We start from the raw sequence: 19,931 nt of genomic DNA on the forward strand, positions 1-19,931 counted from the left end.
GGCTTAAATGCTCCAGAGGATTTGCGCGAAGTAAACGACCGTACCGATCAGCCAGAGGATCGTCAGCACTTGCAACAGCAGGCGCAGGCCTACCGGCTTGACGTAGTCCATCCAGATGTCGCGCACGCCAATCCAGGCATGCCAGGCCAACGCAATGAATGCAAGGGAGGCCAGGATCTGGCCAACCGGAATGAAGCCCACGTAGAAATTGAACAGCTTGACCCAGTGTTCATACGTGAAGGCAGGCATCATCAAGATGCCAACGAGCAGCACCAGCGTATACACGGCCATGATGACGGCGGTGATGCGCTGAATGATGAAATCCATGACGCCATAGTGCGCGCCGACGACCAAGCGCTTGGGTCCGTAGTTTTTAGCGGCGGCCATTTACAGCACTCCGAACAGTTTGAGGGCGAACACCAGCGTCAGCGCCAGGCTGACACCGAAGACCACGCCGGCGCTTTTCTTGGCCGACAGCTTGTCGATACCGATGTGCAGGTCAAGCAGCAGGTAGCGGATGCCGGCACAGAAGTGATGCAGGTAGCCCCAGACGAGGACCAGGAAGACAAGCTTGACGATCGGGTTGGCCGCGATGGAGGCGATCCAGGCGAACGTTTGCGGAGCGGCCACGCTTGCTGCGAACAGCGGCACGATGACCAAGGGCAAACAGAGGAACAGCAAAATGCCGCTGATGCGGTGCAGGATGGACAGCTTGCCGGCCAGGGGCAGGCGATAGGAGAACGCAACTTGGGCAAGCCCAATATTGCGAAACTGCGGACGTGGCTTGGCAGCGGTGTCGGACATGACGGCCTCGGTGTTTCTGAACTAGGGAATCGTGACGGCGAAAGTGCCGTGGCCCTTTCGGGCAAACACGCTATTTTCGCCCAGAGATTGGGTTGGTATCAAATCGTAGTGTAAAAGCTCATCAATTCAGACTATTGCGGTAGTGGTATCGATCGGTCAAGTACAAACCCCGGCGGATTTCCATGGGGCGGTCACCATAGGTGTAAGACACCCGATCTACCTGCAACAACGGCGTGCCGGCGGAAACATTAAGCAGCGGACAGACTTCGGCCGGCGCGATCACCGCGCGCAGCTTCTCGTCCGCGCGCACCATGCTCACGCCGAACTCGGATTCAAACAAACCATAGAGCGGCGCCTTGTTGGCGGTCAGCAGCTCGAGGGTGAGACCACGGAAAATGGAACCAGGCAGCCAGATGTCGTCCACCACGGTGGGTGTCTGCCCCATGGACAGCAGGCGGCGGATCATCACGACTGTTTCGCCGGCCCGAAGGTCCAGGGCGCGGGCGATCTCGGCGGGCGCGCGCAGGCGCCGGCATTCCAGGATGCGGCTTTCGGCGCGGCCGGCCTCGCCTTCTTCATCGGCGGCCAGGCGCAGAAAACGGTAGCGCACGCGGGCTTCGTGGTGGGTGGCGACAAAGGTGCCCTTGCCTTGGCGACGCAGCAGCATGTGCTCGGCGGCCAACTCATCAACCGCCTTGCGCACCGTACCCTGGCTGACCTGAAAACGGGCAGCCAGATCGATTTCGCTGGGGATGAGTTCACCGGGCTTCCATTCGCCGCGCTCAAGACTTTGAACGAGCAGATCCTTGATCTGGCGATAGAGCGGACTGAAAGCGGCCCCCTCGCCCGTTGAACGGGCGGCGCGTGTGCGTAAGGAGGTTTCGGGCCGAGGCTCTGCCATGGATCTTCTTGAAAGTGTCATGTTCATCCGGATGATGGGAGGGCGGCGCAAACAAGATGCAAACGGGATGCAAACCCACATCCAAAATGCGCTGTCAGGGGGCACAAGAGACCGGGCTGCAACGCATTCGAATAAACGCTCTATTGTGGCATATCGGGCCAGACGCTGTCCAACGTCTTATGTCTTATATAAGATAGAAGAGCGTTTGACGCCCCCTGGAAATCGTTCTAGGATTCACGGCTGTCAGGGCCCCGCGCCGGCTTGCTTGTGCGCGCTGTTTTTGATGCCCCAACGATTACACTGATTGGTGAGATTTTTTCTCGCCAAACCATTACGGAGAACGTCCATGTCCAAGCCTGCCTTGCGTGTCGCCGTCACCGGCGCCGCCGGCCAAATCGGTTACGCACTGCTATTCCGCATCGCCTCCGGCGAAATGCTGGGTAAAGATCAACCCGTCATCCTGCAACTGCTGGAAATCCCCGACGAGAAAGCGCAAAAGGCCCTGAAGGGCGTCATCATGGAATTGGATGACTGCGCCTTCCCGCTGCTGCAGGAAGTGACCGCTCACAGCGATCCCCGCACCGCCTTCAAGGACGCCGACGTGGCCCTGCTGGTTGGCGCCCGTCCGCGCGGCCCCGGCATGGAACGCAAGGACCTGCTGTCGGTCAACGCCCAGATCTTCACGGCGCAAGGCAAGGCCCTGAACGACGTGGCCAGCCGCAACGTCAAGGTCCTGGTCGTGGGCAACCCCGCCAACACCAACGCCTACATCGCCATGAAGTCGGCGCCGGACCTGCCGGCAAAGAACTTCACCGCCATGCTGCGCCTGGACCACAACCGCGCCCTGTCGCAGTTGTCGGCCAAGTCGGGCAAGCCGGTTGCCGACATCGAAAACCTGATCGTCTGGGGCAACCACTCGCCCACGATGTACCCGGATTTCCGCTTCGCCACCGTCGGCGGCGAGTCGCTCACCAAGCTCATCAACGATGACGCCTGGAACCGCGACACGTTCATCCCCACCGTCGGCAAGCGCGGCGCCGCCATCATCGAAGCCCGTGGCCTGTCCTCGGCCGCTTCGGCCGCCAACGCCGCCATCGACCACGTCCGTGACTGGGTCCTGGGCAGCAACGGCAAGTGGGTCACGATGGGCGTTCCGTCGGATGGCTCGTATGGCATTCCGGAAGGCATCATCTACGGCGTGCCGGTCACGACCGAAAACGGCGAATACAAGCGTGTCGAAGGCCTGGAAATCGATGCCTTCTCGCGCGAGCGCCTGGACTTCACGCTGAAAGAGCTGCTGGAAGAGCGCGACGGCGTCAAGGACCTGCTGAAGTAAGCAGCGCTTGAATCAGGATTGGGCCCGTTGATGCGGGCCCAATTCTTCTGTGTAGCGATCATGCCGAAACATACACCTGTCTCTTGGCCCGGCCGCGCCGGGATTGTCGCGTAGGGGACAGATTTATATTCCGGACCCGCGATAAGGTCGTGGGCTAGCCATAAGAACGGAGACCTCCATGTCCAGACCCGAATCGCCCGGCGCCCTCTTCCGCCGCGCCCTTGCCGAAGAAAGCCCGCTGCAGATCATCGGCGCCATCAACGCCAACCACGCGCTGCTGGCCAAGCGCGCCGGCTACCGCGCCATCTACCTGTCGGGCGGCGGTGTCGCGGCCGGTTCGCTGGGCCTGCCCGATCTGGGCATCAACACCATGGACGACGTGCTGACTGACGTGCGCCGCATCACCGACGTGTGCGACGTGCCGCTGGTGGTGGACATCGATACCGGCTTCGGCCCGTCGGCGTTCAACATCGCCCGCACCGTCAAGAGCCTGATCAAGTTCGGCGCGGCCGCCTGCCACATCGAAGACCAGGTCGGCGCCAAGCGCTGCGGCCATCGTCCGGGCAAGGAAATTGTCACTACCGAAGAAATGGCCGACCGCGTCAAGGCCGCGGCCGATGCGCGCACCGACAGCGACTTCTACCTGATCGCCCGCACCGACGCCATTGCGTCGCACGGCGTGGACGCCGCGATCGAACGCGCGCTGGCCTGCGTGGAAGCCGGCGCCGACGCCATCTTCGCCGAAGCCGCCTACGACTTGCCCACCTATGACCGTTTTGTCAAAGCCGTGAAGGTGCCGGTGCTGGCCAACATCACCGAGTTCGGCAAGACGCCGCTATTTACGGTCGAAGAGCTCAAGAGCGTAGGCGTGGGCATGGTGCTGTACCCGCTGTCGGCCTTCCGCGCCATGAACAAGGCCGCCGAGGCCGTCTACACCGCCATCCGCCGCGACGGCCACCAGAAAAACGTGGTGGACCTGATGCAGACGCGCGACGAGCTGTACGACCGCATCGGCTATCACGAATTCGAATCCAAACTGGATGCGCTCTTCCAGAAGGGCAAAGCGTAAACCGCCGCGCCTTCGGTATCCGGCGCCGCGATACCCTCGCGGCGCCATGCTAGTTCCCCATTGCATCGACCACAGCGAAAGTGAAGGAGTAGAGACATGAGCACGGCTCCCAAAAAGCAAGAAGCCAAGCCGGACGCCAAGCCGGAAGAGAAAGCCGGTTTTAAACCCAAGAAGTCCGTTGCCCTGTCGGGCGTGGTTGCGGGCAACACCGCGCTGTGCACCGTCGGCCGCAGCGGCAACGACCTGCACTACCGTGGCTACGACATCCTGGACATCGCCCACACCAGCGAGTTCGAGGAAATTGCCCACCTGCTGGTCCACGGCAAGCTGCCCAACAAGGCCGAACTGACCGCGTACAAGCAAAAGCTGAAGAGCCTGCGCGGCCTGCCCGCCCAATTGCAAGTGGCGCTGGAAGCGCTGCCGGCATCCAGCCACCCCATGGACGTGATGCGCACCGCCGTGTCGGTGCTGGGCTGCGTGCTGCCTGAAAAAGACGACCACAACACTCCGGGCGCGCGCGACATCGCCGACCGCCTGATGGCCAACCTGGGTTCGGCCCTGCTGTACTGGTATCACTACAGCCACAACGGCCACATGATCGACGTGCAAACCGACGACGACAGCATCGGCGGCCACTTCCTGCACTTGCTGCACGGCGAAAAGCCCAGCGACGAATGGGTCAAGGCGATGCACATCTCCTTGAACCTGTACGCCGAACACGAATTCAATGCATCGACCTTCACCGCGCGCGTCATCGCCGGCACGGGTTCGGACATGTTCTCGTCGATTGCCGGCGCCATCGGCGCGCTGCGCGGCCCCAAGCACGGCGGCGCCAACGAAGTGGCGTTCGACGTGCAAAAGCGCTATGACACGCCGGACGAAGCCGAAGCCGACATCCGCCGCCGCGTCGAGGCCAAGGAAGTCATCATCGGCTTTGGCCACCCCGTCTACACCGTGTCCGACCCGCGCAACAAGGTCATCAAGGACGTGGCCAAGAAGCTGTCCAAGAAGGCCGGCAGCACCAAGATGTTCGACATCGCCGAACGCCTGGAAACGGTCATGTGGGACATCAAGAAGATGTTCCCCAACCTGGACTGGTTCTCGGCCGTCAGCTACCACATGATGGGCGTGCCCACCGCCATGTTCACCCCGCTGTTCGTCATCGCGCGCACGGCAGGCTGGTCGGCCCACATCATTGAGCAGCGCATCGACAACAAGATCATCCGCCCCACCGCCAACTACGTCGGTCCGGAAGATCAGAAGTTCGTGCCGCTGGACAAGCGCAAGTAAGGCGGCCCGCAACCAGAACGAGAACAAGGCGCGGCATGGCCACCTGTATTCACTTCTTCGCTAAGGAGGGTTCGCAATGTCCGCCCCAATCTCAAACGTACGTCCCGATCCCGATCAGGTCCTGGTCGATATCGCGGACTACGTTCTCAACTACGAGATCAAGAGCAGCCTGGCGTACGAGACTGCACGCAACTGCCTGATCGACACGCTGGGCTGCGGCCTGGAAGCGCTGGAATACCCGGCGTGCAAGAAGCTGCTGGGGCCGATCGTGCCTGGCACCGTAGTGCCCAACGGCGCCAAGGTGCCCGGCACGCCGTTCCAGCTTGACCCCGTCCAGGCCGCGTTCAACATCGGCACGATGATCCGCTGGCTGGATTTCAACGACACCTGGCTGGCCGCCGAATGGGGCCATCCGTCCGACAATCTCGGCGGCATCCTGGCCACGGCCGATTGGCTGTCGCGCACGGCTGTCGCTGCCGGCAAGCCCCCGCTGACCATGCGTGACGTGCTGACCGGCATGATCAAGGCGCATGAAATCCAGGGTTGCATCGCGCTGGAAAATTCCTTCAACAAGGTCGGCCTGGACCACGTGGTGCTGGTCAAGGTGGCGTCCACCGCCGTGGTGGCGCAGATGCTGGGCCTGGACCGCGACGAAGTCATCAACGCCGTGTCACTGGCCTGGGTCGACGGCCAAAGCCTGCGCACGTATCGCCACGCGCCGAACACCGGCAGCCGCAAAAGCTGGGCCGCGGGCGACGCCACCAGCCGCGCCGTGCGCCTGGCGCTGATCGCGAAAACCGGCGAGATGGGCTACCCGTCGGTGCTTAGCGCCAAGACCTGGGGCTTTTACGACGTGCTCTTCAAGGGACAGCCGTTCAAGTTCCAGCGGCCGTATGGCAGCTACGTGATGGAGAACGTGCTGTTCAAGATTTCGTTCCCGGCGGAATTCCATTCGCAGACCGCCGTGGAATGCGCCATGGACATCCACGCAAAGCTCAAGGCGCTGGGCAAAAGCGCGGACGACATCAAGGCCATCACGATCCGCACGCATGAAGCGTGCATCCGCATCATCGACAAGAAGGGCCCGCTGAACAACCCCGCCGACCGCGACCACTGCATCCAGTACATGGTGGCGGTGCCGGTGCTGTTCGGCCGCTTGACCGCCGGCGACTACGAAGACGAGGTCGCGCGCGATCCGCGCATCGACATCCTGCGCGACAAGATCGTCTGCGTGGAAGACCCCGCCTACACCCGCGACTACCACGACCCGGACAAGCGCTCGATCGCCAACGCGCTGACGGTGGAATTCAACGACGGATCCAGGCTGGATGAAATCGTCTGCGAATACCCCATCGGCCACAAGCGCCGCCGCGCCGATGGCATCCCCTTACTGGAAGCCAAGTTCCGCACCAATCTGGCCCGCATGTTCGCAGCCAAGCAGCAACGCCGCATCCTTGAGGTGTCGCTGGATCAAAAAGCGCTGGAAGCCATGCCGGTCCACGAATACGTCGACTTGTACACGTAGGATGGGTGAAGCGCGCGTGACCGCTTGCAATGGCGCAAGTGCCGAACGCGCGCAACCCATGCGGAACGGGAACGGAACGTACGCTGCCCGGGCGGAGCGCGTCGGGGGGATTGCGGTGGTCGGCTTGTCGTTCAGCGTTGTTTGATGGGTTACGCGCGTTTGATGTCAGCGACCTTGGGGCGGGCGTGTCGCGCTTCACCCATCCTACATCCCACCCACATCGGCGGCCTTACAATGCGGCTTTCCTCGACGGAGGCTTGCCATGGGCATGCTTTGGGTCAAGACCTTTCACATTGTTTTTATCGCTTCCTGGTTTGCCGGATTGTTCTATCTGCCGCGCATTTTCGTGAACCTGGCGCAGCAATCGGACGCTTCCGTCCAGGCAACCCTGCTGGGCATGGCGCGCCGGCTGTACCGCTTCACCACCATTCTGGCCGTGGTCGCCGTTGTGTTCGGCATGTGGCTGTACCTGGGCTACCGCATCGGCGTGGGTCCGGGCAACGGCTGGATGCATGCCAAACTCTTTTTCGTCTTGCTCGTCATCGGCTACCATCACGCCTGTGGCTTGATGCTGCGTAAGTTCGAACAGGGCAAAAACACCCGTTCGCACAAGTTCTATCGCTGGTTCAACGAAGTTCCCGTCTTGCTGCTCTTGGTGGTGGTGGCGCTGGTCGTCGTCAAACCCTTCTGATTCCCCCTACCTTTGCACATTCGCCAGGATTCGTATGTCCTCTGATGACAAGGACCGCCCGCGCAAGACGCTGACGATCAAAAAAACGGCGCGCGACGCCCATGCCGAAGAAGCGCCCAAACGCACCCGCACCGGCGCCCGCGCCAGGCTGGTCGCGCAGATCTCGCGCACCAAAGAAAACGTAGAACGCCAAAAGGATCCTGAAGGCTACCAACGCCGCCAGGAAGAAGAGGCGCGCCGCAAACCGGGCGCTGGCGCGCGCGGCCAGTACGAGCGCGGGCAACCGAGCCGTGGCGAAGGTCGTGGCGCTGCCGGCCGAGGCTCGGCGGAACGGGTCTCGTCCGAACGCGGGGGATCTGCACGGGGGGGCTCCGAACGTAGCAGCTCTGATCGTGGCAATGCCGAACGTGGCCGGTTCGATCGCGGGCAGCCCGCCCGTGGGCGTTCCGACGACTCGCGCCGCGACGCCGCCCCCAGCGCCCGTTCAGGCCGTCCGCCACAACGCGCGCCGCGCCTCGATGACCAGTACATTGCGCCAGCCACGCCGGCAGGCCGCTTCTACGACCCGTTCGAAGATGACGGCCCCGCTCCCGACTTCCAGGCCGAACCGCCCGAGCACACCCCGGAACCGGAATTCACCGAAGCGCGCGACGATTACGCCGACGCACCGCGCGATGACTATCAAGACCGCGCCCCGCGTGTCGAAACCCGCAGCCGCCGCCCGCGCGAAACCCGCCAGGCGGAAGTGTTCACGGTGTTCGCCCCCTGCCCGCAAGGCCTGGAAGAAGCCCTGACGGCCGAAATGCAGGCGCTGGGCTACGACGACGCCCAGGCCGGTCGGGCCGGTTGCTCGTTCACGGCCGACTGGGCAGGCGTGCAGCGCGCCAACTTGTACTCGCGCTTGGCCACCCGCATTCTGGTGCAGGTGGCGCACGCCGAAATCTCGCATGAAGACGATATTCTGGACCTGGCCCGCGACACCCCCTGGGAACGCTGGTTCGGCGCAGAACAGACGCTGCGCGTGGACACTTCGGCCATCAAGAGCCCGGTGCAGAGCTTGCAGTACTGCAACCTGCGCGCCAAGGATGGCATCTGCGACCGCCTGCGCGAGCTGGAAGGCGAACGCCCCAGCATCGACACGGTGCGCCCGGACGCGCGCGTCCACCTGTTCCTGACCGGCCATACGGCCACGCTGTACCTGGACACGTCGGGCGAATCGCTGTTCAAGCGCGGCTGGCGCCTGGACAAGGGCGAAGCGCCGCTGCGCGAAAACCTGGCGGCCGGCATGCTGGCCCTGGCCGGCTGGGACCCCGCCGCGCCACTGCTGGACCCGTTCTGCGGGTCGGGCACCATCCTGATCGAAGCGGCCTGGATTGCGCTTGGCGTGCCTCCCGGCATTTCGCGCCCGTTCGGCTTCGAACGGCTGCGCGACCACGACGCCTACCGCTGGCGCGACCTGAAGGACGACGCCCGTTCGCGCATCCTGCCGCAGTTGGACGCGCCGCTCGTGGGCTACGACCTGGATCCGCAAGCCATTGAATTCGCTCAGAACAACGCCGAGCGCGCCTGGCTGACGGCCGATTCGATCCGCTTTGAAGTCGGCGACGCCCGCCAGATAACGGCGCCCGCCGACCACGGCTGGATCGTCACCAACCCGCCCTATGGCGAGCGCATGCTGACCGAACAGGACGCCGACTTGTGGCGCGACTGGGCCTCCTGCCTGAAACGCAATTTCGCGGGCTGGCAGTTGCACGTCATCACCAGCGACATGACATTGCCCAACCAGATGCGCTTGAAGCCCAAGCGCCGCGTACCGTTGTACAACGGTGCCCTGGACTGCCGCCTCTTCGGCTTCGAGCTGGTTGCCGCCGGCTACCGCGACGCCTGAACGCACTCGGCCCGGGCGTTTCTCGCCCGGGCTTCCCCATTCTTTCGGGCTTGCCACCACGTTGTAAAAGCGCCGCAACATGGCGCCCGTATCTTTGCTTATGGTGCCCCGACGCTCGGATTTGGGGCATTATCAGCACCAAGGTGTTGCCACATTGCACCAGCTTGCATCTGCCACTTGCACAAGCCCAGGGTTAACCCCTATAATTCGGGTTATCCCTAGTAGCTAAACAACTGAGCAAGCCCGTGGAGGCTATTGTGATCAACCCGAACAACACCATCCGCCTGACCGACGAACTCGAGCGCCAACTGATGCTCCAGGCAATTGAAGAACAGTTCCGTCCGCACCCGATGCGGGCATTGGCCGCCGGCCTGCGTAAGCTGGCCCACGGCGTGAAGGCCCTGGCTGGCAAGACGAGCGCCAAGAACGCGCACTCCGCCGCCTGAAGCTTCACCTGGGCCTGAGTCTGCGGCCCGAATGATTTTCCCCTTGGGGGCTGCATAGCCCCTTTTATAGACCCGCCCTTACCGGCGGGTTTTTTTTTGTCGGATAATGGCGACCCATGACAACCGACGCCTACCTCGACCAGACTCCCAATCGGCTGCGCCGATTCGCCTGCATGATGTATGAAGCCGTGCTGCTGTTCGGCGTCGTGTTCCTGGCCGGCTACCTGCTGGACACGCTGACCCAAAGCAAGAACGCGCTGGAGCTGCGTCCGGCCCGGCAAGCGTGGTTGTTCGTCGCCATTGGCGCCTACTTCGTGCTGTGCTGGCGCCGCCGTGGGCAGACGCTGCCCATGAAAACCTGGAACATCAGACTGGTGGACCGCGACGGCAACACCCCGAAAATGCCCCGCCTGATCCTGCGCTACGTCTTGGTCTGGCCGCTGGTGCTGGCCGGCGCGGCCGTGGTGTGGGGTGCCGCCAGCCTGACCGGCTGGCCGTCGGTGGACATGTTCATCGTTGCCGCCCCCTTCACGATCTTCATCTGGTCCTGGTTCGACCCTGACGGCCAGTTCCTGCATGACCGGCTGCTCGGTACCCGGTTGCGCAACGCGCCTGGACGCCAGAAGGCGTAATAGACGCCGCAGCGCGACGGCGGCGTCGACCGACCGTCACAACAGCGTCACGAATGCTTCACACGGCCGTCATGGCCGGCTGGTCTCATTCCTAGGCATGACGACAGCCCACATGGAAGCGACCGTGAACGAGATCCGCCCCGCACACTGGCGTGCCCTCTGGATTTCCGACATACACCTGGGCACTGCCGGGTGCAAGGCGGAATTCCTGCTCGATTTCCTGGACCACAACGACTCGGACACCCTGTATCTGGTGGGCGACATTGTGGACGGCTGGCAACTGCGCAAGCACTGGCATTGGCCACGCGCGCATAACGACGTCATCCAGCGCATCTTGCGCAAGGCCCGCAACGGCACGCGGGTGGTGTTCATCCCCGGCAACCATGACGAGTTCGCGCGTGAATTCGCGGGCTACGCATTTGGCGACATTGAAATCCTGGACGAAGACGTACACGTCACGGCCAAGGGATTGCGCCTGCTGGTGCTGCACGGCGACCAGTTCGACGGCGTGATCCAGCACAGCCGCTGGCTGGCGCATCTGGGCGACGGTCTCTACCAACTGGCCTTGTGGATCAACCACCATTTCAATCGGCTGCGCCACCGGTTGGGCCTGCACTACTGGTCGCTGTCGCAGTATCTGAAGCACAAGGTCAAGAACGCGGTGTCCTTCATCACGGATTTTGAAGAGGCACTGGCGGGTGAGGCGCGCCGGCGCGGGCTGGACGGTGTCGTGTGCGGCCACATCCACAAGGCCGAACTGCGCGATGTCAACGGCATTCTGTATTGCAATGATGGTGACTGGGTGGAAAGCCTGTCGGCCCTGGCGGAAACCCACGAGGGCCAATTGCAACTGCTGGACTGGGCCGCCATCCAGGCCGAACGGCAGACCGACCCCGCTGCCCGCCCCCCGCGTTCGCTGTCGCTTCCTGCCCTGCCGTCTGCCCTGCGCCGCCAAGGCAAACACCCGTGATAACCCGAATGCGTCCCCATTACGCAACGGGGATATTGCAGTTCACGGCCCTCTAGGTCATGCTTGCATCTGAGCCAACGGGCGAGCCGGTCCGTTCACGCAGCTGCAACATGCTTACAACATAGGGCCATGAACGACCAATATCAGGCGCTCTACCAATCATTCCGCTGGCTGGTTCCCACCCAGTTCAACATCGCGGAAGCGTGCTGCCACCGCTGGGCATCCAGTAGTCCGGATGCGCGGCGCATCGCCATCTACTACGAAGACGAATCCGGCAACCGCGAGGTCTGGACCTATGCCCGCCTGGCCGAAGCCGTCAATCAACTGGCCAACGGCCTGGTGAAGATGGGCGTGGGCCGGGGCGACCGCGTCGGTGTGGTGCTGGGGCAACGGCCGGAAACGGTTGTGGCCCACATGGCCATCTACACGGTTGGCGGCGTTGTGCTGCCCTTGTCGGCATTGTTCGGCCCCGAGGCGCTGGAAAGCCGCCTGCGCGACTCCGAAACGCGAGTCGCCATCGTGGACCACGCCTCCAGCGCCAACCTTCTGGCGGTAAGCGACAACTGCCCCCACCTGCAGCAGATCATCGGAATCGGATTCGCGGATGAGCGCGTGCTGCCCTGGCGCAGCCTGCTGGCCCGCCAGCCCAACGAATTCAAGGCTATTGCGACCCGCTCGTCGGACCCCGCCATCCTGCTGTACACATCTGGCACCACCGGCGCGCCCAAGGGCGCCCTGCTGCCGCATAGCGTGCTGATCGGCAACCTGCCGGGCTTCGTGGCCTCGCAAGACTGGTTTCCCAAGCCCGCTGACGTGTTCTGGTCGCCCGCCGACTGGGCCTGGACCGGCGGCATGATGGACGCGTTGTTGCCGACTCTGTATTTCGGCCATCCCATCGTGGGCACGCGCGGCCGCTTTTCGCCCGAGCGCGCGTTCGAGCTCATGGAGCGCTACCAGGTCACCAACACCTTCCTCTTTCCCACCGCCCTGAAGATGATGATGAAGGCGGTGCCGGAACCCCGCAACCACTACAAGCTGGCGCTGCGCTCCATCATGAGCGCGGGCGAAAGCGTGGGCGAGACTGTTTTTGGCTGGTGCCAGTCGGCATTGGGCGTGACGCCCAACGAGATGTTCGGCCAGACCGAAATGAACTACGTGGTGGGCAATAGCCAGAAGCGCTGGCCCGCCCGCGCGGGCAGCATGGGCCGCCCGTATCCTGGCCACCAGGTGGCAGTGCTGAACGATGCCGGGCAAGCGGTGGCGCCGGGCGAAACCGGCGAAATCGCAGTCAACCGGCTGGATATCCATGGCTATCCGGACCCGGTGATGTTCCTGGGCTACTGGCGCAATGAAGCCGCCACCCAGGCCAAATTCAAGGGCGACTGGTGCCTGACGGGCGACTTGGCCACCGTTGATGCGGACGGCTACCTTTGGTATGCCGGCCGCGCCGACGACGTGTTCAAGTCGGCCGGTTATCGCATCGGCCCAGGAGAAATCGAAAGCTGCCTGATCGGCCATCCAGCCGTGGCCAACGCTGCCGTGGTGCCCAAGCCGGATGCCGAGCGCGGTGCGCTGGTCAAGGCCTATGTCGTGCTGACGCCCGAGTTCGCCCAGCGCGACCGCGCCGACGTCATCGAAAACCTGCAGGAACATGTGCGTGAGCGCCTGGCGCCCTACGAATATCCGAAGGAGATCGAGTTCGTCGACGAATTGCCGATGACCACCACCGGTAAGATCCAACGCCGCATCCTGCGCCTGCGCGAAGAAGAACGCGCGCGTGCCATGCCCGCGCCTGCCTCGGTTGCGCCTGCCTCGGTTGCGCCTGCCTCGGTTGCGCCTGCCTCGGTTGCGTCTGCCTCCCCGGCTGCGGCTGCCCCAACTGCACCCTCCCTGGCTACGGCCGCAGAGCAACCCGGGGCCACGGACGTGGCACCCGCCCAGCCGGCCTCCTCGGCGCAATCGGCCCCATCTTCCCCGCCGGATCCAGAAAAGCTACCGGAGACCTAGGCAATGCCCATTTACCAGCTTGACGACCTGATTCCCCACATTGACCCTGCCGCCTATGTCGCCGACAGCGCCGACATCATCGGCAACGTCACGTTGGAAGCCGGCGTCAGCATCTGGTCGCACGTATCGATCCGGGGCGACAACGACGCCATCCTGATCCGCCGTGGCACCAATATCCAGGAATCCAGCGTCCTGCACGTGGACAGCGGCTGTCCCATGACGATCGGCCCGAACGTCACCGTGGGCCATCAAGCCATGCTGCATGGCTGCACCATCCACGAAGGCGCGCTGGTGGGCATGCAGGCCATCGTGCTGAACAACGCCGTGATCGGCCGGAATTGCCTGATCGGCGCGGGCGCGATCATCCCCGAAGGCCGAATCATTCCAGACAACTCGCTGGTGATCGGAATCGGCAAAGTGGTGCGCGAACTGTCGGAAGAAGAAATCGACAATTTGCACAAGAACACGGCCCATTACGTGGCGCGCGGCCAACACTACAAGACGGCGCTCAAACGCTTGGCCTGAGCCCCACGGGCGCGGCCCGAAGCCCTGCTGGCGACACGGGAATTGGGCCGCCTGATCGGCTAAGATTCCCCCCATGACCGATCAGCTGAAAAAATACCTTACCGAAGACCGCAGCGTCCGCATCCAGGCCGTGCGCCTGGACGCGACCTGGAAGGCCGTCCAGGCCAACCATGACTATCCGCCCGCCATTACCCACCTGCTGGGCGAACTGGTCGCCGCGTCCACCCTGCTTGCCGCCAACATCAAATTCGATGGCTCGCTGGTGCTACAGATCCAGGGCGACGGCCCCATCGCCTTGCTGGTGGTGGAATGCCGTTCCGACTTGAGCCTGCGCGCCACCGTCAAGGTGCGCGAAGGCCACGAAGTGCCTGCCGACGGCACCATGCAAAGCCTGCTTAACCCGGGCGGCAACGGCCGCTTCATCGTGGTGCTGGACCCGCAGCGCAAGCTGCCCGGCCAGCAGACCTACCAGGGCATCGTCCCGCTGGAAGGCGAGACGGTGGCGCAGGCGCTGCAGCACTACATGAAGGCATCCGAACAGCTCGACACGCGCTTGTGGCTGGCCGCCGACGCCGACCATGCCGCGGGCATGCTCGTGCAGCGCCTGCCTTTCCACGGCGGTACCGATGCACCGCTGTTGACCGAGCAAGCGGCGGCCGACACCTGGGATCGCGTCGTGGCATTGGCCAGCACGCTCAAGCGCGACGAAGTGCTGGAAGCCGACATCGACACGTTGATCCATCGCCTGTTCTGGGAAGACACCCTGCTGGCATTCGACCCGGTGGCCGTGCGCTGGCATTGCCCTTGCACGCGCGAGCGCGTGGCCAGCATGCTGCGTTCGCTAGGCGAAGAGGAAGTCAACAGCGTCCTGGCCGAGCGCGGCCAGGTGGATGTGTCCTGCGACTTCTGCGGCAAGCCATACAAGTTCGACGCCGTCGACTGCGCCACGCTGTTCTCGCCCAACCAACCTCCGGCCGACGACGCCCCTCCCACCGTCCACTGATAGTGCCGCGTCCCCCCCATGCGGGACGTTTCCATCACGCCGGATTGTCCGTATCGACAGGCGGTCATGCCCGCGCCACACTGCGCAGCCATGACCGCCTTTTTCTTTGTCGCGCCGCGTCAGCGGGGCGCCGCCGCCATCGAATTCGCCGTGGCTGGCGCCATGGTGTTACTGCTGGGCCTGCTGGGCGTGGAAGCCGCGCGCTGGCAGGCCGTGCGCCACATGGCGCACGTGGCGCTGATGGAGGCGGCGCGCGCGGGCGCGACCGCCCACGGCGAACCCATCCGAATTCGCGACGCCTTTCTTCAGGGCTTGCTGCCCCTGCATGCCAGCGCCCAGGGCGAAGCGGGCGCCTGGCGGCAACTTACGCGCATGCATGCCCAGCACACGGCGTCCACCGGCCTGACACCATGGCGCATCGAAGTGCTGCGGCCCGACGCCCGCGCCTTTCGCGAGCATGGCCGTGCCGGGCTGGATGTGCCCGCGGCGCTTGGCCGGCGCGCTATCGACAATGATTACCAGGATCTGCAACACGCGCGCAGGCCCCCACGCCCCGGAGGCCCCACCATCTTTGACGCCAACACCCTGGCGCTGCGCCTGACCTATCTGCACAAGCCCTGGATTGCGCCCGTGCGCGCCGTATTGGCAACGCTGGGCCGCAACGATGCCAGCTATGCGGGCCTGGCCCGCCAGCATGGCTTGCTGCCGATTCAGATTGAATTGGAAATAGAAATGCACTCGCACCCCGTGGATTGGACGGGAAGCGGGCGATACCCTGCGGAGGTCGTGGCGGGCGCATGCCGCAACGCCCGCTGCCACTGACATGGCGTCAGTGTCGTGGGGGGGTGCCTGCGGCGTTGGCAGGAGGTTTGGCGGCCGCCGCGCTGCCGCGCGCGGGCGTCGCAGGCTTGGCGGCTCCGCCGGTTGCCACCGAGGCGCCAACGGCGGGCGGCTGCACATTCTGCGGCAGAACATGAACGAACACTTCGCCTTCGCGCATCATGCCCAGTTCACCGCGCGCACGCTCTTCGATGGCCCCGGTGCCCCCTTCAAGATCGCGCACTTCAGCTTCCAGCGCCGAATTGCGCGCGCGCAGGCCTTCATTGGTCTCGCGCTGCTCGGCCACTTGGCGTTGCAGATCCCAGACCTTGAACCAGCCTCCCTTACCCAGCCACAGCGGATATTGGATCAAGCCGACCAGCACGAACAGCACCAGGAACAACAGGCGCATACGCGAGAACCCTCAGAGCAGTCGTGGCGTGGATGCGGTGGCGGCGCCAGGCGCTGCCACCGCGCTTCCCATCAACGCAGGTTGTAGAAAGCTTCCAGGCCAGGATACGAGGCCACTTCAGCCAGCTCTTCTTCAATGCGCAAGAGCTGGTTGTACTTGGCCATACGATCCGAACGGGACAGCGAACCCGTCTTGATCTGCATGGCGTTGGTTGCCACGGCGATGTCGGCAATGGTGGAGTCTTCGGTTTCGCCCGAGCGGTGCGACACAACGGCGGTGTAGCCGGCGCGCTTGGCCATTTCGATGGCGGCGAAGGTTTCGGTCAGCGTGCCGATCTGGTTGATCTTGATCAGGATCGAGTTGGCGACGCCCTTCTGGATGCCTTCACGCAGGATCTTGGTGTTGGTAACGAACAGGTCGTCGCCCACCAATTGCACCTTCTTGCCCAACTGGTCCGTCAAGAGCTTCCAGCCGTCCCAATCGTTTTCGGCCATGCCGTCTTCGATGGAGATGATCGGGTACTTGTCGCACCAGGTGGCCAGCAGGTTGGTGAATTCCTGCGAGGACAGCGAGATGCCGCCTTCGCCGGCCAGCGTGTACTTGCCGTCGCGGTAGAACTCCGAGCTGGCGCAATCCAGGCCCAGGGCGATCTGCGTGCCCGGCTCGTAGCCGGCTTCGGTGATGGCCTTCAGGATCAGTTGGATGGCGGCTTCATGGCTGGGCACGTTGGGGGCGAAACCGCCCTCGTCGCCCACAGCCGTGGACATGCCCTGGCCGTGGATCAGCTTCTTCAGCATGTGGAAGACTTCAGCACCCCAGCGCAGGGCTTCGCGGAAGCTGCCCGCGCCCACCGGCAGGATCATCAGTTCTTGCAGATCGAGCGTGTTGTTGGCGTGCGCGCCGCCGTTGATGACGTTCATCATCGGCACGGGCATGCTCATGGGGCCGCTGCCGCCGAAGTAGCGATACAGCGACAGGCCGGATTCGTCGGCGGCGGCACGGGCCACGGCCATGCTGGCGGCCAGGATGGCGTTGGCGCCCAGGCGTTCCTTGGATTCCGTGCCGTCCAGTTCGATCAAGGTGCGATCAACGAAGGTCTGTTCCTGGGCGTCCAGGCCCATCAGCGCTTCGGAGATCTCGGTGTTCAGATTTTCAACGGCGCGCAGCACGCCCTTGCCCAGATAACGGCCCTTGTCGCCGTCACGCAGTTCGATGGCTTCGCGGGCGCCGGTGGAGGCGCCGGACGGCACGGCCGCACGGCCCATGGCGCCGGACTCCAGCAGCACATCGCATTCCACGGTGGGGTTGCCGCGCGAATCCAGAATCTCGCGGCCGATGATATCGACGATTGCACTCATGACTTTACATTCCCTGAACGATAAACATATTCATGACAGCCGCGCCCTCACGGGCGTTGCGGGCACGGCGGTACTGCCAGGAGTCGTAGAAGGCCTGGGCGGCGGTCATGGACGGAAATTCCATCACGACGGTGCGGCCAGGCTTACGGCCCTCAAGGTGCTTGGTCTCGCCGCCTCGCACCAGGACCTTGGCATCGTACGCGCGCATGGCGAGCGTGGACAGACGCTTGTAATCCTCGTATTGCGCGGGCTTGGTCACCGTGACTTCGGCGATGATGTAAGCACTCATGGGGTTCCTTCAGAGCAGTGGCGTTGAAAGGGGGACGCCGGATACGGCAAAGCCGCCAGTGTCGCCCAAGGCGGTCTGGCGACGCATATCCGATGCTAATTGGTTGTATCCGAAAGCAGCGCCGCCGCATAGTGCGGCGCTGGGGGACAGGGCCGCGGCCCCGAGGATCCGCTTACGGAACTCGAGACCGCGAACCCGCATTACGCCCCCTGACCGCGACGAGACTTCTGCTCGATGGCGGCGCGGATATAGCTGGAGAACAACGGGTGGCCATCACGCGGCGTGGACGTGAACTCCGGGTGGAACTGCACACCCACGAACCACGGGTGATCGGGCAATTCCATCATTTCCGGCAAGTTCTCGGTCGGCGTGCGGGCGCTGATCACCATGCCGGCCTCTTCCAGGCGCGGCACGTAGACGTTGTTGACCTCGTAGCGGTGACGGTGACGCTCGTTCACTTCATCGCCATAGATGGTCTGCGCACGGGTGCCCGGCTTGATCGGCACGCGCTGCGCGCCCTTGCGCATGGTGCCGCCCAGGTCGGACGAGTTGTCGCGCTTTTCGACCTTGCCTTCGCGGTCCATCCATTCGGTGATCAATGCCACCACCGGGTGGGGCGCCGACGGATCGAATTCCGTGCTGTTGGCGCCGCCCAGGCCGGCGACATGGCGCGCGAACTCGATGACGGCCAACTGCATGCCCAGGCAGATGCCCAGGTAGGGCACGCCGTTTTCACGGGCAAAGCGAATGGCGGCGATCTTGCCCTCGGTGCCGCGCTTGCCGAAGCCGCCCGGAACCAGAATGGCGTCCAGATGCTTCAGTTGGTCGGTACCGCGGGTTTCGATGTCTTCCGAATCGATGTACTCGATGTTGATCTTCGAGCGCGTGTGGATGCCGGCGTGGACCAGGGCTTCCGTCAGCGACTTGTACGATTCGGTCAGGTCGACGTACTTGCCGACCATGCCGATCGTCAACTGGTGCTGCGGGTGCTCCAGGGCTTCGACCAGGTTGTCCCACATGGACAGATCGGCCGGCGGCGGGGTCAGGCCCAGCGCTTCGCAGACGATGTTGTCCACGCCTTGCTTGTGCAGCATGGCGGGAATCTTGTAGATGGAGTCGGCATCCCACACGGAAATGACGGCGTCCAGCGGCACGTTCGAGAACATCGAGATCTTGGCGCGCTCGTCGTCCGGAATGGGACGGTCGGCGCGGCACAAGAGCGCGTTCGGATAGATACCGATTTCGCGCAGCTTCTGGACCGAATGCTGCGTGGGCTTGGTTTTCAGTTCGCCGGCGGAGGCGATGAACGGCACCAGGGTCAGATGCACGAAGGCCGCGTTGTTGCGGCCCATGCGCAGGCTCATCTGACGCGCGGCTTCCAGGAAAGGCAGGGACTCGATGTCGCCCACGGTGCCGCCGATTTCGACGATGGCGACGTCCGTGTTGCCGTTCCAGCCCGCTTCAGCGCCACGAGCGATGAAGTCCTGGATTTCGTTGGTGATGTGCGGAATGACCTGGACAGTCTTGCCCAGGTAGTCGCCACGCCGTTCCTTGCGCAGCACCGATTCGTAGATCTGGCCGGTGGTGAAGTTGTTCACCTTGTGCATGCGAGCGGAAATGAAGCGCTCGTAGTGGCCCAGGTCCAGATCGGTTTCGGCGCCGTCTTCGGTGACGAACACTTCACCGTGCTGGAAGGGGCTCATCGTGCCCGGATCGACGTTGATGTACGGGTCGAGCTTCAGCATGGTGACCTGCAAACCACGCGACTCGAGGATGGCGGCGAGCGACGCAGCGGCGATGCCCTTGCCCAGGGAAGACACCACTCCGCCGGTGACAAATACGTATTTGGTCATCGTAATGAGCACCCGGGACGAGCGGGCGCGTGCGGGAAATTTGGATTATAGCCGGGAGGCGGAAGTTATTTGGGTTTTCCCCTAGCGATGACGAGTAACATTTGGCAGCACTC

General features: G+C 63.6%; 19 protein-coding genes and 1 pseudogene. 13 read left to right on the forward strand and 7 right to left on the reverse strand.

Translation table 11 applies throughout. The annotated features are described in order from the left end of the window. Positions 1 to 3: 3 nt before the first annotated feature. The 3 genes from sdhD to M2361_RS22300 all read right to left on the reverse strand — a co-directional run bounded on the left by sdhD (position 4) and on the right by M2361_RS22300 (position 1,705). Positions 4 to 387 carry a succinate dehydrogenase, hydrophobic membrane anchor protein gene (gene sdhD / locus M2361_RS22290; protein ID WP_100857262.1) on the reverse strand — a complete coding sequence of 128 codons (384 nt, stop codon included), beginning with the start codon at positions 385 to 387 and terminating at the stop codon, positions 4 to 6. Beyond that, positions 388 to 804 carry a succinate dehydrogenase, cytochrome b556 subunit gene (gene sdhC, locus M2361_RS22295; protein ID WP_259251832.1) on the reverse strand — a complete coding sequence of 139 codons (417 nt, stop codon included), beginning with the start codon at positions 802 to 804 and terminating at the stop codon, positions 388 to 390. Between the two features lie 121 nt (positions 805 to 925). Continuing rightward, complete coding sequence (locus M2361_RS22300; protein WP_100857264.1) at positions 926 to 1,705, reverse strand: GntR family transcriptional regulator; 780 nt, start codon at positions 1,703 to 1,705, stop codon at positions 926 to 928. Positions 1,706 to 2,051: 346 nt separating this feature from the next. Here M2361_RS22300 and M2361_RS22305 point away from each other — a divergent pair, with 346 nt between their 5' ends. The 13 genes and pseudogenes from M2361_RS22305 to M2361_RS22365 all read left to right on the forward strand — a co-directional run bounded on the left by M2361_RS22305 (position 2,052) and on the right by M2361_RS22365 (position 15,909). Beyond that, positions 2,052 to 3,041: a malate dehydrogenase gene (locus M2361_RS22305; RefSeq protein WP_006218122.1), complete on the forward strand. Its 990-nt coding sequence runs from the start codon at positions 2,052 to 2,054 to the stop codon at positions 3,039 to 3,041. A gap of 178 nt (positions 3,042 to 3,219) precedes the next feature. Beyond that, positions 3,220 to 4,110 carry a methylisocitrate lyase gene (gene prpB, locus M2361_RS22310; RefSeq protein ID WP_259251834.1) on the forward strand — a complete coding sequence of 297 codons (891 nt, stop codon included), beginning with the start codon at positions 3,220 to 3,222 and terminating at the stop codon, positions 4,108 to 4,110. Positions 4,111 to 4,206: 96 nt separating this feature from the next. Beyond that, complete coding sequence (gene prpC, locus M2361_RS22315; RefSeq protein WP_259251835.1) at positions 4,207 to 5,400, forward strand: 2-methylcitrate synthase; 1,194 nt, start codon at positions 4,207 to 4,209, stop codon at positions 5,398 to 5,400. Between the two features lie 76 nt (positions 5,401 to 5,476). Further along, a complete protein-coding gene (locus M2361_RS22320; RefSeq protein ID WP_259251836.1) occupies positions 5,477 to 6,925 on the forward strand; it encodes a bifunctional 2-methylcitrate dehydratase/aconitate hydratase in 1,449 nt (482 codons plus the stop codon). 262 nt (positions 6,926 to 7,187) lie between these two features. Continuing rightward, positions 7,188 to 7,616 carry a CopD family protein gene (locus M2361_RS22325; protein WP_172616216.1) on the forward strand — a complete coding sequence of 143 codons (429 nt, stop codon included), beginning with the start codon at positions 7,188 to 7,190 and terminating at the stop codon, positions 7,614 to 7,616. A 529-nt stretch (positions 7,617 to 8,145) separates the two neighbouring features. Continuing rightward, the gene (locus M2361_RS22330; protein WP_310508933.1) at positions 8,146 to 9,504 is read left to right on the forward strand and encodes a class I SAM-dependent RNA methyltransferase; all 1,359 of its coding nucleotides are present in this window, start codon (positions 8,146 to 8,148) and stop codon (positions 9,502 to 9,504) included. 257 nt (positions 9,505 to 9,761) lie between these two features. Continuing rightward, entirely contained in the window at positions 9,762 to 9,950 is a 189-nt protein-coding gene (locus tag M2361_RS22335) for a hypothetical protein (RefSeq protein ID WP_035212795.1), read from the forward strand. A 116-nt stretch (positions 9,951 to 10,066) separates the two neighbouring features. Then, positions 10,067 to 10,582, forward strand: a complete 516-nt coding sequence (locus M2361_RS22340) for an RDD family protein (protein WP_259251838.1) — start codon at positions 10,067 to 10,069, stop codon at positions 10,580 to 10,582. Positions 10,583 to 10,679: 97 nt separating this feature from the next. Beyond that, positions 10,680 to 11,552, forward strand: a complete 873-nt coding sequence (locus M2361_RS22345; protein ID WP_259251840.1) for a UDP-2,3-diacylglucosamine diphosphatase — start codon at positions 10,680 to 10,682, stop codon at positions 11,550 to 11,552. Between the two features lie 129 nt (positions 11,553 to 11,681). Continuing rightward, a pseudogene (locus M2361_RS22350) lies at positions 11,682 to 13,328 on the forward strand (acyl-CoA synthetase); the annotation flags it as partial. 234 nt (positions 13,329 to 13,562) lie between these two features. After that, positions 13,563 to 14,084, forward strand: coding sequence for a gamma carbonic anhydrase family protein (locus M2361_RS22355; RefSeq protein WP_259251841.1), 522 nt, complete (start codon positions 13,563 to 13,565; stop codon positions 14,082 to 14,084). A 73-nt stretch (positions 14,085 to 14,157) separates the two neighbouring features. Next, complete coding sequence (gene hslO, locus M2361_RS22360; RefSeq protein WP_100857271.1) at positions 14,158 to 15,087, forward strand: Hsp33 family molecular chaperone HslO; 930 nt, start codon at positions 14,158 to 14,160, stop codon at positions 15,085 to 15,087. Positions 15,088 to 15,177: 90 nt separating this feature from the next. Continuing rightward, complete coding sequence (locus M2361_RS22365; RefSeq protein ID WP_259251843.1) at positions 15,178 to 15,909, forward strand: pilus assembly protein; 732 nt, start codon at positions 15,178 to 15,180, stop codon at positions 15,907 to 15,909. Positions 15,910 to 15,916: 7 nt separating this feature from the next. On the opposite strand, the gene ftsB is transcribed toward M2361_RS22365, so the two are convergent. From ftsB to M2361_RS22385, 4 genes are all read right to left on the reverse strand, one after another. Further along, a complete protein-coding gene (ftsB, locus tag M2361_RS22370; RefSeq protein ID WP_259251844.1) occupies positions 15,917 to 16,318 on the reverse strand; it encodes a cell division protein FtsB in 402 nt (133 codons plus the stop codon). A 71-nt stretch (positions 16,319 to 16,389) separates the two neighbouring features. Further along, on the reverse strand, positions 16,390 to 17,676 hold the full coding sequence (gene eno / locus M2361_RS22375; RefSeq protein ID WP_050447681.1) for a phosphopyruvate hydratase: 1,287 nt from the start codon (positions 17,674 to 17,676) through the stop codon (positions 16,390 to 16,392). 4 nt (positions 17,677 to 17,680) lie between these two features. Next, positions 17,681 to 17,965, reverse strand: coding sequence for a DUF1330 domain-containing protein (locus tag M2361_RS22380; protein ID WP_046802646.1), 285 nt, complete (start codon positions 17,963 to 17,965; stop codon positions 17,681 to 17,683). 200 nt (positions 17,966 to 18,165) lie between these two features. After that, positions 18,166 to 19,818, reverse strand: coding sequence for a CTP synthase (locus M2361_RS22385; RefSeq protein WP_259251845.1), 1,653 nt, complete (start codon positions 19,816 to 19,818; stop codon positions 18,166 to 18,168). Positions 19,819 to 19,931 lie beyond the last annotated feature (113 nt).

Origin of the sequence: Achromobacter sp. JUb104 (assembly GCF_024806975.1) — a bacterium.
Lineage (GTDB): Bacteria > Pseudomonadota > Gammaproteobacteria > Burkholderiales > Burkholderiaceae_B > Achromobacter > Achromobacter spanius.